Here is a 14,234-nt window from a genome sequence, read left to right on the forward strand (position 1 = left end):
CCGCCGCCTCGCCTGACGACCGCGGCGCCCCGGCGCTCGACGTGCGCGCCACCTCGGCCCGGCTGCCGGCCAGCCCGTCCGACCTGATGCTGCGCGTGATCAACCAGATCGTCGACGGCTATCTCGACCTGCGGCGCGAGCTCACCAAGCAGCTCGACCACTGGCAGACCGAGCTGATCGACCCGCGCAGCCGCTTCACCAACTGGGGCGCGCTGATGGAGGCGCGCCAGTCGCTGCACCACCTGGACGAGATCTGCGAAGACCAGCGCGCGGCCATGCAGGACTGGATCGACTCGCTCGAAACGCTGCCCGTGCCCAAGGGCGAGACGGAGCAGCGCGAGCGTGAACTCATCATGATCCGCAGCCGCGACGTGCTCGAGCACATCGAGCGCGTGGTGCACCACGTGCACCGGCTGGAGCAGAACGCCGAAACCGCCGTGCAGATGCATTTCAGCGTGCAGGGCCACCGGGCCAACGACATCATGCGGGTGCTGACGGTGCTGACCGCCGTGTTCCTGCCGCTGAACCTGATCGCGGGCATCTTCGGCATGAACTTCGAGTTCATTCCGCTGGTACACAAGGCCGACGGCTTCTGGATCGCGATGACGTCGATGCTGGTCATCGCGGTGCTGCTGGTGCTGATTTTCTGGCGCAAGCGCTACCTCGCCCGCACCCGCTGACCTGGCCGCCCCGTCACGTTTCCCCCAAAGAAAAAGGGCCACGCTTTCGCGTGGCCCTTTTTCTTTGCATCGAAACCGCCCCGAAGGGCGGCGTCGACTATTTACTTGGCGACGGCGCCCGAACCTTGCTGAGCCTGGACGTTCACGTCCATCGGGTGTTGCATGTTCGAGATCACCTTGCTGTTCACGCGCGAACCGGCGGTCACGTTCTGGTTGGGAGCGTAGGCGGTACGGACGGCTTCGGCTTCAACGATCGAACGGTCCTTCGACACGGCGACGGTTTCCGGGCCGCGCGAACCGCGGGTCACGTTCTGGTTCGGAGCCGATGCGGTGCGCACGGCTTCGGCGTTCACTTCGTCGCGGCTCTTGGTCGAGACGGCGGTGTTCACGCTTGGTAGGTTTCTGCTTGCGCGCCAACGGCGGCGAACAGGGTCAGGGCGGCAGCGGCGAGGATTTGCGAGGTCTTCATATTCATTTCTCCTGGGTATTCGTTGGATGGTTTGTCCACCAGGCTTGCATGTTCGCTTGCCTGTGCGGCGAGTTTCGGGGCGAATTGCATCGCCGAAACGCGCCGATCAGAGACACGGTGTTTCCTCTATTGAAACAATCGCGTCATGAAGGCATGCAAGTAAAAAGCCGGGCCGATTCGCACCGGCCCGGCCCGCGATGAAGAACGCCCGGAACCTAGGGGCGCCCGGTCCCGCGCTGCGCCGGCACTTCGCTGTTGACGAAGGCGCGGCGGTCCAGATTCTGGTTCGGTGCATGGGCCGCGGCCACCGCCTCGGCGCGCACCGAGGCCCGGTCGCGCACGCTGGGCCGCGAGGTCAGCGGCGCCGCCACGACATCGCCGTACACATTGCCGCCGCGCGCCGCGGTATCGGCGCCGGCCACGATATCCGCCCGGTTGGTCTGGGCCTGGAGCGGCTGCACCGGCGCGAAACCCTGGGCCTGCGCGCCAGCGGCGGCCAGCATCGACAGGGCTGCGGCGGCGAGGATGTTCGGGGTCTTCATGTCGGTTCCTTCCGTGAAACTCTGTAAAACGGCGGCGTGTAACCGAAGTGTCGCCCAATCCGGTTAGGAAAAACCCGTGAGAATCGAACCATCGCGTTCCCAAAACGGAAACAATGGGCTCATTCACATGGACAGTCTCGATCTGATCAGAACCTTCCGGGAAGTCGCCTCGCATGGCAGCTTTTCCCAGGCAGCCAAGAGGCTCGACATGTCGAAGGCGACCGTCAGCAAGTATGTGGCCGAGCTGGAAACCCGCTTCGGCGTGCGCCTTCTCAACCGCTCCACGCGCTCGGTCAGCCTCACCGACGCCGGCCAGTTGCTGCTCGACCGCAGCACGCCCATGCTCGAAATGGTCGAGCTCACGCAGTCGGAGCTGCAGGACCGCGCCAGCCAGCCCAGCGGGCGGCTGCGCATCTCGGCGCCGCACGGCATGGGCAGCGGCGAGTTTCCGAACCTGCTGGCCGACTTCATGCGCTACTACCCCGACGTGACGATCAGCCTGCAGCTGACCAACCGCACCGTCGACCTGGCCGAGGAAGGCATCGACGTCGAGCTGCGCAGCGGCCCCGTCGAAGACGCCAACCTCATCGTGCGCAAGCTGCGGCTCATGAACATGGTGGTCTGCGCGTCGCCCGTCTACTGGAAGAAGCACGGCAAGCCCGAGCATCCGCGCGACCTGGCGGGCCACGAAGCCCTGACCTTTTCGTCGCTCGGCCAGCAGCCGGCCTGGCGCTTCGACGACAACGGCACGCCGCTGGACGTGCACGTGAAAAGCCGCATGGACTGCACCGAAGCCGCGCCGCTGATCCGCGTGGCCATGCACGGCTTCGGCGTGATCTACCTGCCGTCGATCCTGGTGCAGTCGCACCTCGACCAAGGCGAGTTGGTGCCGGTGCTGCAGGACTATGCGCGCAAGGACATGTGGCTGTCGGCCGCCTACCTGCAGCGGCGCCACAACAGCGCCGCGCTGCGCGCGCTGCTCGACTTCCTGCAGACCCGCGTGGGCGCCGGCAGCACGGCGCGCAAGAGCAGCAACAGCAGCAAATAAAAACCCGGCATTGCCGGGTTTTTCATTGAGGTGCTCGACTCGTTCAGCCGACGTGCTTGGCGAAGAACGCCAGCGTGCGTTCGCGCGCCAGCTTGGCCGCGTCGGCGTCGTACGAGCCGCGCTGGTCGCAATTGAAGCCGTGGCCCACCGGGTACACGTGCACTTCCACTTCGGGGTGCGCCTTCTTGAACGATTCGATGGTGTCCAGCGGAATCCAGTGGTCCTGGTTGCCGAAGTGCGCGAGCACCGGCACCTTGGGGCTGCGCGCCGTTTCTTCCGGCGAGGTCATGCCGCCGCCGTAGTAAGGCGCCGCCGCCGCCAGGCCCGGCAGCAGCGCAGCCGCGCGCCACACCAGCAGGCCGCCCCAGCAGTAGCCCACGATGCCGACCTTGCCGGCCTTCGACGCGTAGGCAACGGCCGCCTCGATGTCCTGCAGCACGCCGGGCGCGGGCAGCGCCTCGACCGCGGTCTTGAAGCCGAAGCCGGTCTTCATGTCGTCGTCCGAATAGCCCAGCTCGATACCGGGCTTGACGCGCTCGAACGTGGCCGGTGCCACGGCCAGGTAGCCCTCGGCCGCATAGCCGTCGGCCACCGAGCGGATGTGCGAGTTCACGCCGAAGATTTCCTGCACCACGACCACCGCGCCGCGCGGCTTGCCAGCGGGCTCCGCCACGTAGGCGGGGAAGGTGAAGCCGTCCTTGGCGGTGAGATCGATGAATTGACCCATGTTGTCTTGCTCCTGAATGGCAAATAGAGATGAATGCCGGGGTTACGGGCGCAGCGCCCGCTCGACGAAGTCGAGCCGGTCCTGCCCCCAGAAGATTTCGCCGTCGATCACGTAGCTCGCGCGCCGAACACCTGGATGTCGATGGCCTCCTGCGTGTAGGCCTCGTAGCGCTCCTGCACCGCCTGGCTCTGCGACTGCTCGGCGCGCTTGGCCGGCAGGCCGCATTCCGTGACCAGCGCTTCGAGCACGTTCGGGTCGCCGATGTTCCGCTCCTGCACCCACACCGCTTCGAACACCGCCGCGCACATGCGCATGGCGGCGTCGGTGCCGTCGTGCAAGTCAGTCGCGATGATCAGCCGCGCCGCGTCGTCGCCCGCCACCGGAAAGAACTTCGGCTTCGGGTTCAGCGGCAGCCCGAGGTAACGCGAGAAGCGCGCCAGGTCGACCAGCCGGTAGGCCTGGCGCTGCGGCGCGCGCTTGCCCAGCGGCAGCCCGCCCGACACCGGGAACACGCTGCCCATGTCGATCGGTCGCACGCGCACCGTGGCACCGGCGCCTTGGCGATCGCGGCAAAGCGGGTATGCCCCAGATACGTCCACGGGCTCTGGGGCGGAAGTAGTAGTCGATCGTCTTGCTGGTGCTCATTCGCGTGCCCCCGATGATGTAATCAGCCAACGGTTTTAACTGACACGCAGTTTCTCTGCAGGAGGTAGGTTTTGGACCAGGTGCTCTTGATCACGGGCGGCGGACGCGGCATCGGCGCCGCCACCGCCCTGCTCGCCGCCAGGCGCGGCTACGCCGTCGCCGTCAACTACGCCAGCAACTCGCTGGCCGCCGACGAGGTGGTGCGCGCCATTCGCGCGGGCGGCGGCACGGCCATGGCGGTGCAGGCCGACGTGGGCGACGAAGCCCAGGTGATGGCGATGTTCGAGAAGGTCGACGCCAAGCTCGGCCGCCTCACCGCGCTGGTCAACAGCGCCGGCATCGTCGACGTGACGGCGCGCGTCGACGAAATGAGCGCGGCCCGGCTGGAGCGCATGTTCCGCGTCAACGTGATCGGCAGCTTTCTCTGTGCGCGCGAAGCCGTGCGCCGCATGAGCACCCGACACGGCGGCACGGGCGGCGCCATCGTCAACGTTTCCAGCGCCGCCTCGCGGCTGGGCTCGCCGGGCCAGTACGTCGACTACGCCGCCAGCAAGGGCGCCATCGACACCTTCACGCTGGGCCTGGCCAAGGAAGTGGCGGGCGAAGGCATCCGCGTGAACGCGGTGCGCCCCGGCGTGATCGACACCGACATCCACGCCTCCGGTGGCCTGCCCGACCGCGCCGCCGCGCTCGGCCCGCAGATTCCCATGCGCCGCGCCGGCACCGCCGACGAAATCGCGGGCGCCATCGTCTGGCTGCTCTCGGCCGAGGCCAGCTACACCACCATGGCCTTGCTGGACATTTCCGGAGGGCGCTGAGCCATGAGCACGTCGATGGACCTGATCAAGCCGCTGGTCACGCTGGTGGCCATCGTCAACCCGCTGGCCATCGTGCCTTTCTTCATCCACTACACGCAGGGCTACACCGACGCGCAGCGCCGGCACACGGTGCGCATGTCGGCCTTCAGCGCCTTCGTGGTCATTGCCGTGAGCGCGCTCATCGGGCTGCAGCTGCTGTCGTTCTTCGGCATCTCGATCGCGAGCTTCCAGGTCGGCGGCGGGCTGCTGCTGCTCATGAGTTCGCTGTCGATGCTCAACGCCAAGCCGGCCGAGAGCAAGACCAACGTCGAGGAACTGCGCGCCACCGAGGTCAAGGCGTCGATGGGCGCGTCGATCGCCGTGGTGCCGCTCACGATTCCGCTGCTTACCGGGCCGGCCGCCATTTCAACGGTGGTGATCTACGCCGACAAGGCGCAGCACGTGTGGGAGCTCGGGATCCTGGTGGGCTACGGCGTGGTGGTGGCGCTGGCCACGGCGCTGGCCTTCTCGCTCGCGCAGCCGATCGCGCGCGTGCTGGGCAAGACCGGCATCAACATCATGACGCGGCTGATGGGCCTGATCCTCGCGGCGCTCGCGGTCGAGGTGATGGCCGACGGGCTCGGCAAGCTGTTCCCGATTCTCAACAAGCTCAGCTGAAGCCGCCGGCTCAGGCCAGCATCTTCTCGATGATCCGCCAGTGCGCGGGCTCGACCGGCGTGATCGACAGCCGGTTGCCCTTGCGCAGCACCACCAGTTCGGCCAGCTCGGGCCTGTCGCGCAGCTCGGGCAGCGCCAGCAGCCGCGTCTTGCGCAGCGCCTGCACATCCACCAGCAGCCAGCGCGGGTCGTCCTGCTTCGACTTCGCGTCGTAGTACGGCGACTTGGCATCGAACTGCGTCGGGTCGGTCTTCACGCCCGAGGCCACGCGCGCGATGCCGGCAATGCCCGGCTCCGGGCAGCTCGAGTGATAGAACAGCACGCCGTCGCCGACCTTCATGCCGTCGCGCATGAAGTTGCGTGCCTGATAGTTGCGCACGCCGGTCCACGCCACGGTGGCGTCGGGCGCGGCGAGCGCATCGTCGATCGAGACCTCGTCGGGCTCGGATTTCATCAACCAGTAGTTGGGCATGGCGGGCGCGTCACGAAAGTTCGGCGCAAATATAAGGCCTACGGTGTCACATAGTCCGATACCACCACCCACTTGCCGTCCTTGATCTGCGACAGGCGCGACTGGTCGTTGCCCAGACGCTTGGTCGCGGTGTAGGTGCTCTTCGGGCTGCCGAACATGTCGGGCTCGAAGGTGATGCCGTCCATCGCCTTGATGAAGCTGTCGGTCGTGAGGTTCGGGCCCGCCTTCTGCGCCGCCTTGATGAACGAGTCGATGATCACGTAGCCGTACACCGAGAACACCGTCGGGTCTTCGTTGAACTTGGTCTTGTACTTGTTGGCCCAGAAGCGCAGCGGCTGCGACTGCTCGTCGGTGTAGGGGTTCTGCACGGTCATGGTGGCGTACACGCCGTCCATCGCCTTGCCGCCGAGCTTGTGGATCAGGTCGGTGTAGGCCGCGCTCGAGCCCAGGAAGGTCGGGTTGAAGCCGGTCTTGCGCGCCTCGCCCACCGTGCCGATGGTCTCGCGGATGATGGTGCCGAGCACCACGAGGTCGCAGTTGGCGGCCTTCATCTTCGCGACCTGCGAACTGAAGTCGGTGGCGCCGCGCTTGAACGAGGTCTTCTCGGCCAGTTCCATGCCCGCCGCCTTCAGCCCCGCCTCGGCGCCGCGCTGCACCTCGAGCCCGAACTCGTCGTCCTGGTAGATCGTGCAGACCTTCTTGGCGCCCTTGTCCTTGATCATCTTCGGCAGCGCCAGGCGGATCTGGTCGTAGTAGGTGGCCGCGAACGAATACTTCAGCCGGTTCAGCGGCTCGTACATTTCGCGCGCCGCCGTGATCGGCATGTAGTTGATGACGTTCTTCTCGAACTGCACCGGCATGGCCGCCATGTTCTGCGCCGTGCCGATGTGGCCGGCCATGATGAAGATCTTTTCCTGGTTCACCAGCTTCTGCGCGGCCAGCACCGCCTTCTTCGGGTCGTAGCCCGAGTCCTCGACGAAGAGCTTGAGCTTGCGGCCGTTGATGTTGCCCTGCTCGTTGAGTTCGTCCACGCGCAGCTGCATGCCGTTGCGCGCCTGCTTGCCGAAGCCCGCGAGCGGGCCCGACAGGTCCTGGATGGTGCCGATGCGGATCTCGTCCTTGCTCACCCCTTGCTGCTGCGCGGACGCAAGCGTCGCGATCAGTCCCAGCACGGCCAGCGTCGTCAGTGTCTTGAGCTTCATGCGGTTGTCTCCTCGGGTTGACGAAAAAACGGATCAGCGGTACATCGCTTCTATGCGCTCGGCGTACTTGGTCTGCACCAGCTTGCGCTTGAGCTTCATCGTCGGCGTGAGCTCTTCGTCCTCGGCGCTCAGCTGCGTCTCGAGCAGGAAGAACTTCTTGATCTGCTCGACCCGCGCGAACCGGGCGTTGACGCGGTCGATCTCGCCCTGGATCAGGTCCTGCACTTCCTGCGTGCGCGTCAGGCTCTCGTAGTTGCTGAACGGCACGTCGTTGTCCTGCGCAAACTTCTCGACGTTCTCCTGGTCGATCATCACGATGACCGTGAGGTAGGGTTTCTTGTCGCCGATCACCACGGCATCGGTGATGTAGAGGCTGAACTTGAGTTCGTTCTCCAGCTCGCTCGGCGTGACGTTCTTGCCACCTGCCGTGATGATGATGTCTTTCATCCGGTCGGTGATGCGGAAATACCCGTCCTCGTCCATCACGCCCACGTCGCCCGTGTGCAGCCAGCCGTCGGCGTCGATGGTCTCGGCCGTTTTCTCGGGCAGGTTGAGGTAGCCCATGAAGACATTGGGGCCGCGCACCAGGATCTCGCCCGTGGCGTCGTCGATGCGCACCTCGTTGTAGCCGGTGGCCGGGCCGATGGAACCGGGCTTGATGCGCGTGGCCGGCACGGCCGTCGAGGCGCCGCACGACTCGGTCATGCCCCACACCTCCAGCATGGGCACGCCCAGCGCCAGGTACCACTTGACCAGCTCGGGCGAAATGGGCGCCGCGCCCGTCACCAGGAAGCGCGAGCGGTGGATGCCAATGAGCTTGCGCGCGTTGTCCAGCGCCAGCACGCGCGCCAGCCTGAACTTGAGCTTCAGCGCCGCGCCGACCGGCTCGCCCGCCAACACGCGGTTGGCGATGTCCTCGCCCACGCCGATGCTCCACTTGTAGGTGGCCTGCTGCAGCGGGCTTGCCTCCTTCAGCGCGATCATCACGCCCGAATAGAACTTCTCCCACACGCGCGGCACGGCGGTGAACACGGTGGGCGCGATCTCGCGCACGTTCTCGGGCACCGTCTCGGGGTTCTCGACGAAGTTGAGGATCGAGCCGGTGTACATCGCGAAGTACTCGCCGCCCATGCGCTCGGCGATGTGGCACAGCGGCAGGAAGCACATGCGCTCGTCCTTGTCGTCCTGCGCGATGAGCGTGTTGTAGCCGCGCGCGGTGTACACCAGCCCCGCGTGGCTGTGCATCGCGCCCTTGGGCTTGCCGGTGGTGCCCGACGTGTAGACCAGGATCGCGAGGTCTTCGGGCCGGCATGCGGCCACGCTGCGCTCCACCGCCTGCGGGTCGGCGGCCAGGTTCTGGCGCCCGAGGGCGCGCAGCGCGTCCAGGCTCATCACGGCCGCGTCGTCGAGGTCGCGCAGGCCTTCCATGTCGAACACGACGATGCAGCGCAGGCCCGGAAGGCCCGCGCGCACTTCGAGCGCCTTGTCGAGTTGCTCGTCGTCTTCCACGAAGAGCACGGTGGTGCGCGAGTCTTCGCACAGGTAGTGCACCTGCGAGGCCGCGTCGGTCGGGTAGATGCCGTTGGACACGCCGCCGCAACTGAGCACGGCAAGATCGGCGAGCACCCATTCGATGACGGTGTTGGACAGAATGGACGCGCACTCGCCCGGCGCGAAGCCGATGGCCTGCAGGCCCGCCGCGATTTCGCGCACGGCGTCGGCGGTCTGGTGCCAGCTCCAGGTGCGCCAGATGCCGAGCTCTTTCTGCCGCATCCAGATGTTGTCGCCGCGCTGCTTCACGGCATTCCAGAACATGGCGGGAATGGTGTCGCCGGGCACGACGACGTCGAGCCGGGGCGCGAAGGTGTTGAGGTCCCAGAGTCCTTGCATGGCGATGGCTACCTCCAGGTCTTCTTCTTTTTCCAGCGCCGCTCGCCGCGCACGCCGTCGTCTTTCACGCCGAGGTAGAACTCCTTGATGTCTTCCTTTTCCCTCAGGCGTTCGCAGGAATCTTCCATGACGATGCGGCCGTTTTCGAGCACGTAGCCGTGGTCGGCGGCGTTGAGCGCCATGTTGGCGTTCTGCTCGACCAGCAGGATGGTGGTGCCGCGCTCGCGGTTGATGCGCACGACGATCTCGAATATTTCCTTGGTCAGCTTGGGGCTCAGGCCGAGGCTGGGCTCGTCCAGAAGAATGAGGTGCGGCGCGGCCATGATGGCGCGCGAGATGGCGAGCATCTGCTGCTGGCCGCCCGAGAGCAGGCCGGCGTCCTGCGTGGCACGCTCTCGAAGAATGGGAAAGTAGGTGTAGACGGTCTCGATGTCGCGCGCCACGCCGTCGCGGTCCTTGCGGGTGTAGGCGCCCATCAGCAGGTTGTCTTTCACCGAGAGCAGCGGGAACACCTCGCGGCCCTCGGGCACGTGGCTCAGGCCCTGCTGGACGATGTAGGCCGGGTCCTTGGCGGTGATGTCCTTGCCCTGGAATTCGATGCTGCCCTTGCGGGGGTCGATGATTCCGGAGATGGTCTTGAGGATGGTGGTCTTGCCCGCGCCGTTGGAGCCGAGCACGGTGGCGATCTCGCCCTTTCGCACTCTCAGGCTCACGCCCCGGATGGCCTTGATGGGGCCGTAGGCGCTTTCCACGTTGAGCAGTTGAAGCACGACGTCACTCATGCCGCCACCCTCCTCAGGCTGCTCACGTCGTCCACCGTGCCGAGGTAGGCCTCGATCACGCGCGGGTCGGCCTGCACTTCCCGCGGCGTACCGGTCGCCAGCACCTCGCCCTGGTTCATCGCCAGCACGCGGTCGGACACTTTCGACACGAGCGACATGTCGTGCTCGACCATCAGCACCGACACGCCCAGCTCATGCTGGATGTCCTGGATCCAGAAGGCCATGTCGGCCGTCTCCTCGACGTTGAGGCCCGAAGAAGGCTCGTCGAGCAGCAGCAGCTTGGGCTCGGTGCACAGCGCGCGCGCCAGCTCCACCACCTTGCGCACGCCATAAGGCAGGCCGGCCACCATCGAGTCGCGATGGTGCTGCAGGTCGAGCAGCTCGATCACCTGCTCGGCCTTCTCGCGCGCGGCGATCTCGGCGCGGCGCGTGGCGGGGGTGAAGAACACCTCGCTCCAGAAGCCGGTCTGCCGGTGCGTGTGGCGGCCGATCAGCAGGTTGTGCAGCACCGTCGCATGCTCGAAGAGCTCGATGTTCTGGAAGGTACGCGCAATGCCCAGCGCGGCGATGGCATGCGGGGCCTGCTGCGTGAGCGCGAGCGGTGTTCCTTGTTCGCCATGCCACGTGATCTCGCCGGTGGTCGGCGTGTAGATGCGGCTGATGAGGTTGAACACCGTGGTCTTGCCAGCGCCGTTGGGCCCGATCAGCGTGAACACTTCGCCGCGCCGCACGTCGAAGCTCACCTTGTTGACCGCGAGCACGCCGCCGAAGCGCACGCTCAGCTCCTTGGCCGAAAGAAGGATGTCGCCGCTCATCTCAGCCGGTCCGACTTGGTGAACGACTTCTGCCGCTTGAACAGGCCCCGGCGGTAGAACGGAAAAAGCTGCAGCCACGTGCGCACCTTGAGCCAGCGCCCGTACAGCCCCAGCGGCTCGAACAGCACGAAGGCGATCAGCACCACGCCGTACACCAGCCCCTGCAAGCCGGGCGCCTGGCCGATGACGGGGGGCAGCCAGTCCTTGCCGATGGAGATCAGCTGCGGCATCGCGATCAGGAAGATGGCGCCCAGGAACGCGCCGTGCACCGAGCCCAGCCCGCCGATCACCACCATCAGCAGCAGGTCGATCGACTGCAGGATGCTGAACTGGTCGGGCGAGATGAAGCTGAGCTTGTGCGCGTACAGCGCACCGCCGAGCCCCGCGAGCGCGGCCGAGATGGCGAAGGACAGGGTCTTGTAGCGCGCCAGGTGAATGCCCATGCTCTGCGCCGAAATTTCCGAATCGCGGATGGCGACGAAGGCGCGCCCGGTCGGCGAGCGCAGCAGGTTCAGGATGCCGAGCGTGGACAGCACCGCCACCACCAGGCAAAGAAAGTAGAAGCCGTCGCCCGAGCCCAGCGACCAGCCGAAGATTTCCGGCGACTTCACGTGCAGGCCGGCATTGCCGCCCGTCACGCTCTCCCAGCGCGCGAACACCTCCTCGACGATGAAGCCGAAGGACAGCGTGGCAATGCCAGGTAGATGCCCTTCACGCGCAGCGCCGGCAGCGCGACCACCACGCCCACGGCCGCAGACAACGCCGCGGCCGCGATCAACGCCAGCGGAAACGGCACGCCCATGTTCGTCAGCACGCCTTGCGTGTACGCGCCCGTGCCGAGGAACGCCGCATGGCCGATGGAGAACTGCCCCGTGAACCCGGCCAGCAGCATCAGCCCCAGGCCGACGATGCCGTAGATCAGCACGAAGGTCAGTTGCGCGAGCCAGTACTCGTCGATGACCCACGGCGCGGCGACGAGGAACAGCACGAGCATGCTGTACCAGAACACGTGGCCGCCGTGGCGCGCGAGGCGGATGTCCTGGTCGTAGCTGGTCTTGAAGATGAAGCGCATGGTTCAGGCCCGGCGCCGGGCCGCCCCAAGGCGGGCCTGCGCCCCCTCGGGGGGCAGCGAGTACACGAAGTGACGAGCGTGGGGGCTCATTTTTCAGACCTTTTTGCGCAACTTTTCGCCGAACAATCCGTTCGGCTTGATCATGAGCATCAGCAGCACCACGATGTACGGCGCCGTGTCCTTGAAACCATCGGGCAGGTAGAAGCCCGCGAACGACTCGACGATGCCGATGACGAGCCCGCCGACGATCGCGCCCGGCAGGCTGCCGAAGCCGCCCACCACCGCCGCCGGAAAGGCCTTGAGCCCGATGAAGCCCATGTTCGCGTGCACGAAGGTGATGGGCGCGAGCAGCATGCCGGCGATGGCCGCGACCGCCGCCGCGAGCCCCCACACCAGCCCGTTGAGCCGCTTCACCGGAATGCCCATGTAGTAGGCCGCGAGCTGGTTCTGCGACGAGGCCTGCATCGCGATGCCGAGCTTGCTGTAGCGGAACATCGCGAACAGCAGCCCGCACAGGATGGCGGTGGCGATGATGATCGCGAGCTGCTCCAGGTTGACCACCAGCTCGCCGAGCTTCCAGATCTGGTCCTTGTAGGGCACGGCCAGCGTGTGCGTCTCGGTGCCGATGCCCGGCACCATGGTGATGACGCCGCGCGCCACGTAGGCGATGCCGATGGTCAGCATGACGATGCTGAACTGCGGCTGCCCCAGGATGGGCCGGATCACCACCAGCTCCAGCAGCACGCCGAAGGCCGCCATCGCCACCACCGCGAAGAGGGCCGCGAGCCAGAACGGCATGCCGAACAGCGACATGCCCGCGAACGCACCGAAGGCGCCCAGCATCATCAGGTCGCCCTGCGCGAAGCTCACGGTTTCGGTGGCCTTGTAGATCAGCACGAAACCCAGCGCGATGAGGCCGTAGATGCAACCTTGCGCAATGCCCGACAGCAGGAGTTGAAGGATCTGCATGCGCCCCCGCCTGCGCTACTGCCTGAAGCCGCCGGCCGCGTCGTGCAGCGCGAGGCGGCGCGAACCGGCCACGATGTCGCTGGGCTTGAGGCCGTAGACCTGGCGGATCGAGTGGCTGAAGTGCGTCGAGTCGGGGTAGCCGGTGTCCAGCGCGATGTCGGTCAGCGTGCTGCTCTGGCGCACGTAGCGCAGCAGGCTGCGCGCGCGCTTCCAGGCCCGGAAGGCGCGAAAGGCCATGCCGGTTTCCTGCTTGAACAGGTGCAGGAAGCGCGAGAACGACAGGTGCACCGAGGCCGCGCACTCTTCGGCCGACATCGGCGTGGCGGGGTCGGCGTTGATGGCGTCGGCCACCTTGCGGATGCGCGCGTCGAGCACGCGCGGCGCGAGCGCCTCGCCGAAGAACAGCGCGTCGAAGTCGAAGCCCTCGAAGTTCATGCCGCGCGCCGAGGCCGCGAGCAGGTGCGCATGCGCCTGGCGCACGCGCTGCACGAAGGCCGGCGCCTCGACCGGGCCGCAGTGCTGCAGGAAGGCCGGCATGCGCGCGGGGTCGACCGACTCCGACTCGATCAGCAGGCTGAAGATCAGCGGATGCGCGCTCTCGACCTGGTGCGGCACATGCGGCGGCACCACGATGAGCTCGCCGCTTTGCCAGGCCCCGCCGCCGATGCGGATGCGGTTGGGCGGCGCGCCGGCGGGCGACACGCACACGCCGTGTCCGCCCATGGTGCGCTCGGCGGCCGCGCCGAGCAGGCCGGCGTAGAACACGCGGTGCGGCGTGAGCCACATCAGGCGTTCGCCCTGCCGTGCGGCGCCGCCAGGCCCTGTCGGCGCGGGCGTCGTCGTCCTCGATCGCTGCATGGTGTTTGTCTCCTGCATCGGTGGACTGCCACGCGAGGGTGGCGTCTTTGTTGGCTGGATCGTAGCGGCGCGGGCCGCTCGCGCGGCACCCCGCGGCGCCCATTTGCGCGGGGACTTTCCCTAGGCCGGCGCGAACGCGCGGCGCAACTCGGCGGCGCACAGCGCGACCGCGGTGTTGGCCTCGTCGAGCACCTTGCCCATGGGCACGAAGCCATGGATCTCGCGCTCGAAGCACACGTACACGGCGCGGTTGCCGGCGGCGGTGAGCGCGTCGGCATAGGCCGCGCCTTCGTCGCGCAGCGGGTCGTAGCCGGCCGTGAGCACCAGCGCGGGCGGCAGCTTCGACAGGTCGGGGTGCAGCAGCGGCGAGGCGCGCCAGTCGAGGTCGTGCGCCGGGTCGGTGATGTAGTGGTCGTGGAAGTAGGCCATGGTGTCGCGCGTGAGCAGGTAGCCCTGTCCGTTGGCTGGTGCGACGGGTGGCCGCGGCGCATGTCGGTGGCCGGGTAGATCAGCAGCTGGAACGCGATGGGCAGGTCGCCGGCCTCGCGCGCGGCCAGCGCCACCACGGCCGCGAGGTTGCCGCCCGCG

Annotated in this window: 13 protein-coding genes and 4 pseudogenes; 4 read left to right on the forward strand and 13 right to left on the reverse strand. The window is 66.9% G+C overall.

All coding sequences use genetic code 11. The features are described 5' to 3' along the window. Positions 1-680, forward strand: a 680-nt coding sequence (locus tag BMG07_RS35335) for a magnesium transporter CorA family protein (protein WP_198088418.1), incomplete at its 5' end; no start/stop codon positions are given. Between the two features lie 101 nt (positions 681-781). Here BMG07_RS35335 and BMG07_RS35340 read toward each other — a convergent pair. Together BMG07_RS35340 and BMG07_RS35345 are read right to left on the reverse strand one after the other, a co-directional pair. Further along, a pseudogene (locus BMG07_RS35340) lies at positions 782-1,149 on the reverse strand (DUF4148 domain-containing protein). Positions 1,150-1,364: 215 nt separating this feature from the next. Beyond that, positions 1,365-1,691 (reverse strand): alpha/beta hydrolase, encoded by a 327-nt coding sequence (locus BMG07_RS35345; RefSeq protein ID WP_198088419.1) that lies wholly within the window; start codon positions 1,689-1,691, stop codon positions 1,365-1,367. Between the two features lie 127 nt (positions 1,692-1,818). On the opposite strand from BMG07_RS35345, the gene BMG07_RS35350 reads away from it, so the two are divergent. Continuing rightward, positions 1,819-2,739 carry a LysR family transcriptional regulator gene (locus tag BMG07_RS35350; RefSeq protein WP_198088420.1) on the forward strand — a complete coding sequence of 307 codons (921 nt, stop codon included), beginning with the start codon at positions 1,819-1,821 and terminating at the stop codon, positions 2,737-2,739. A gap of 43 nt (positions 2,740-2,782) precedes the next feature. Here BMG07_RS35350 and BMG07_RS35355 read toward each other — a convergent pair whose 3' ends face one another. After that, on the reverse strand, positions 2,783-3,466 hold the full coding sequence (locus BMG07_RS35355; RefSeq protein ID WP_198088421.1) for a dienelactone hydrolase family protein: 684 nt from the start codon (positions 3,464-3,466) through the stop codon (positions 2,783-2,785). A 42-nt stretch (positions 3,467-3,508) separates the two neighbouring features. Then, a pseudogene (locus BMG07_RS35360) lies at positions 3,509-4,111 on the reverse strand (2-hydroxychromene-2-carboxylate isomerase). Positions 4,112-4,182: 71 nt separating this feature from the next. On the opposite strand from BMG07_RS35360, the gene BMG07_RS35365 reads away from it, so the two are divergent. Both BMG07_RS35365 and BMG07_RS35370 read left to right on the forward strand, forming a co-directional pair. Next, complete coding sequence (locus BMG07_RS35365; protein ID WP_198088422.1) at positions 4,183-4,929, forward strand: SDR family oxidoreductase; 747 nt, start codon at positions 4,183-4,185, stop codon at positions 4,927-4,929. 3 nt (positions 4,930-4,932) lie between these two features. Continuing rightward, positions 4,933-5,586 carry a MarC family protein gene (locus tag BMG07_RS35370; protein ID WP_198088423.1) on the forward strand — a complete coding sequence of 218 codons (654 nt, stop codon included), beginning with the start codon at positions 4,933-4,935 and terminating at the stop codon, positions 5,584-5,586. 10 nt (positions 5,587-5,596) lie between these two features. On the opposite strand, the gene BMG07_RS35375 is transcribed toward BMG07_RS35370, so the two are convergent. The 9 genes and pseudogenes from BMG07_RS35375 to BMG07_RS35415 form a co-directional block, all read right to left on the reverse strand. Continuing rightward, positions 5,597-6,058, reverse strand: coding sequence for an EVE domain-containing protein (locus tag BMG07_RS35375; protein WP_198088424.1), 462 nt, complete (start codon positions 6,056-6,058; stop codon positions 5,597-5,599). A gap of 38 nt (positions 6,059-6,096) precedes the next feature. After that, the gene (locus tag BMG07_RS35380) at positions 6,097-7,260 is read right to left on the reverse strand and encodes an ABC transporter substrate-binding protein (protein WP_198088425.1); all 1,164 of its coding nucleotides are present in this window, start codon (positions 7,258-7,260) and stop codon (positions 6,097-6,099) included. A gap of 33 nt (positions 7,261-7,293) precedes the next feature. Then, positions 7,294-9,150 (reverse strand): long-chain fatty acid--CoA ligase, encoded by a 1,857-nt coding sequence (locus BMG07_RS35385; RefSeq protein WP_198088426.1) that lies wholly within the window; start codon positions 9,148-9,150, stop codon positions 7,294-7,296. Between the two features lie 8 nt (positions 9,151-9,158). Next, positions 9,159-9,932, reverse strand: coding sequence for an ABC transporter ATP-binding protein (locus BMG07_RS35390; protein ID WP_198088427.1), 774 nt, complete (start codon positions 9,930-9,932; stop codon positions 9,159-9,161). Next, positions 9,929-10,747, reverse strand: coding sequence for an ABC transporter ATP-binding protein (locus BMG07_RS35395; RefSeq protein ID WP_198088428.1), 819 nt, complete (start codon positions 10,745-10,747; stop codon positions 9,929-9,931). Before BMG07_RS35395 ends, BMG07_RS35390 begins: the two co-directional genes overlap by 4 nt. Next, positions 10,744-11,819, reverse strand: a pseudogene (locus BMG07_RS35400) (branched-chain amino acid ABC transporter permease). Before BMG07_RS35400 ends, BMG07_RS35395 begins: the two are co-directional and overlap by 4 nt. A gap of 93 nt (positions 11,820-11,912) precedes the next feature. Then, on the reverse strand, positions 11,913-12,788 hold the full coding sequence (locus tag BMG07_RS35405) for a branched-chain amino acid ABC transporter permease (RefSeq protein WP_198088429.1): 876 nt from the start codon (positions 12,786-12,788) through the stop codon (positions 11,913-11,915). A 15-nt stretch (positions 12,789-12,803) separates the two neighbouring features. After that, complete coding sequence (locus BMG07_RS35410; protein ID WP_198088430.1) at positions 12,804-13,646, reverse strand: AraC family transcriptional regulator; 843 nt, start codon at positions 13,644-13,646, stop codon at positions 12,804-12,806. 120 nt (positions 13,647-13,766) lie between these two features. Beyond that, a pseudogene (locus BMG07_RS35415) lies at positions 13,767-14,212 on the reverse strand (alpha/beta hydrolase fold domain-containing protein). Positions 14,213-14,234 lie beyond the last annotated feature (22 nt).

This window comes from Variovorax sp. E3, from assembly GCF_016082275.1.
Classification (GTDB): domain Bacteria; phylum Pseudomonadota; class Gammaproteobacteria; order Burkholderiales; family Burkholderiaceae_C; genus Variovorax.

Bases quoted from the DNA above. Each gene is read 5' to 3' on its own strand.
- BMG07_RS35385 (WP_198088426.1), bottom strand. From the start codon at position 9,150: ATGCAAGGACTCTGGGACCTCAACACCTTCGCGCCCCGGCTCGACGTC.
- BMG07_RS35350 (WP_198088420.1), top strand. From the start codon at position 1,819: ATGGACAGTCTCGATCTGATCAGAACCTTCCGGGAAGTCGCCTCGCAT.
- BMG07_RS35410 (WP_198088430.1), bottom strand. From the start codon at position 13,646: ATGCAGCGATCGAGGACGACGACGCCCGCGCCGACAGGGCCTGGCGGC.
- BMG07_RS35405 (WP_198088429.1), bottom strand. From the start codon at position 12,788: ATGCAGATCCTTCAACTCCTGCTGTCGGGCATTGCGCAAGGTTGCATC.
- BMG07_RS35380 (WP_198088425.1), bottom strand. From the start codon at position 7,260: ATGAAGCTCAAGACACTGACGACGCTGGCCGTGCTGGGACTGATCGCG.
- BMG07_RS35370 (WP_198088423.1), top strand. From the start codon at position 4,933: ATGAGCACGTCGATGGACCTGATCAAGCCGCTGGTCACGCTGGTGGCC.
- BMG07_RS35355 (WP_198088421.1), bottom strand. From the start codon at position 3,466: ATGGGTCAATTCATCGATCTCACCGCCAAGGACGGCTTCACCTTCCCC.
- BMG07_RS35345 (WP_198088419.1), bottom strand. From the start codon at position 1,691: ATGAAGACCCCGAACATCCTCGCCGCCGCAGCCCTGTCGATGCTGGCC.
- BMG07_RS35390 (WP_198088427.1), bottom strand. From the start codon at position 9,932: ATGAGTGACGTCGTGCTTCAACTGCTCAACGTGGAAAGCGCCTACGGC.
- BMG07_RS35375 (WP_198088424.1), bottom strand. From the start codon at position 6,058: ATGCCCAACTACTGGTTGATGAAATCCGAGCCCGACGAGGTCTCGATC.
- BMG07_RS35395 (WP_198088428.1), bottom strand. From the start codon at position 10,747: ATGAGCGGCGACATCCTTCTTTCGGCCAAGGAGCTGAGCGTGCGCTTC.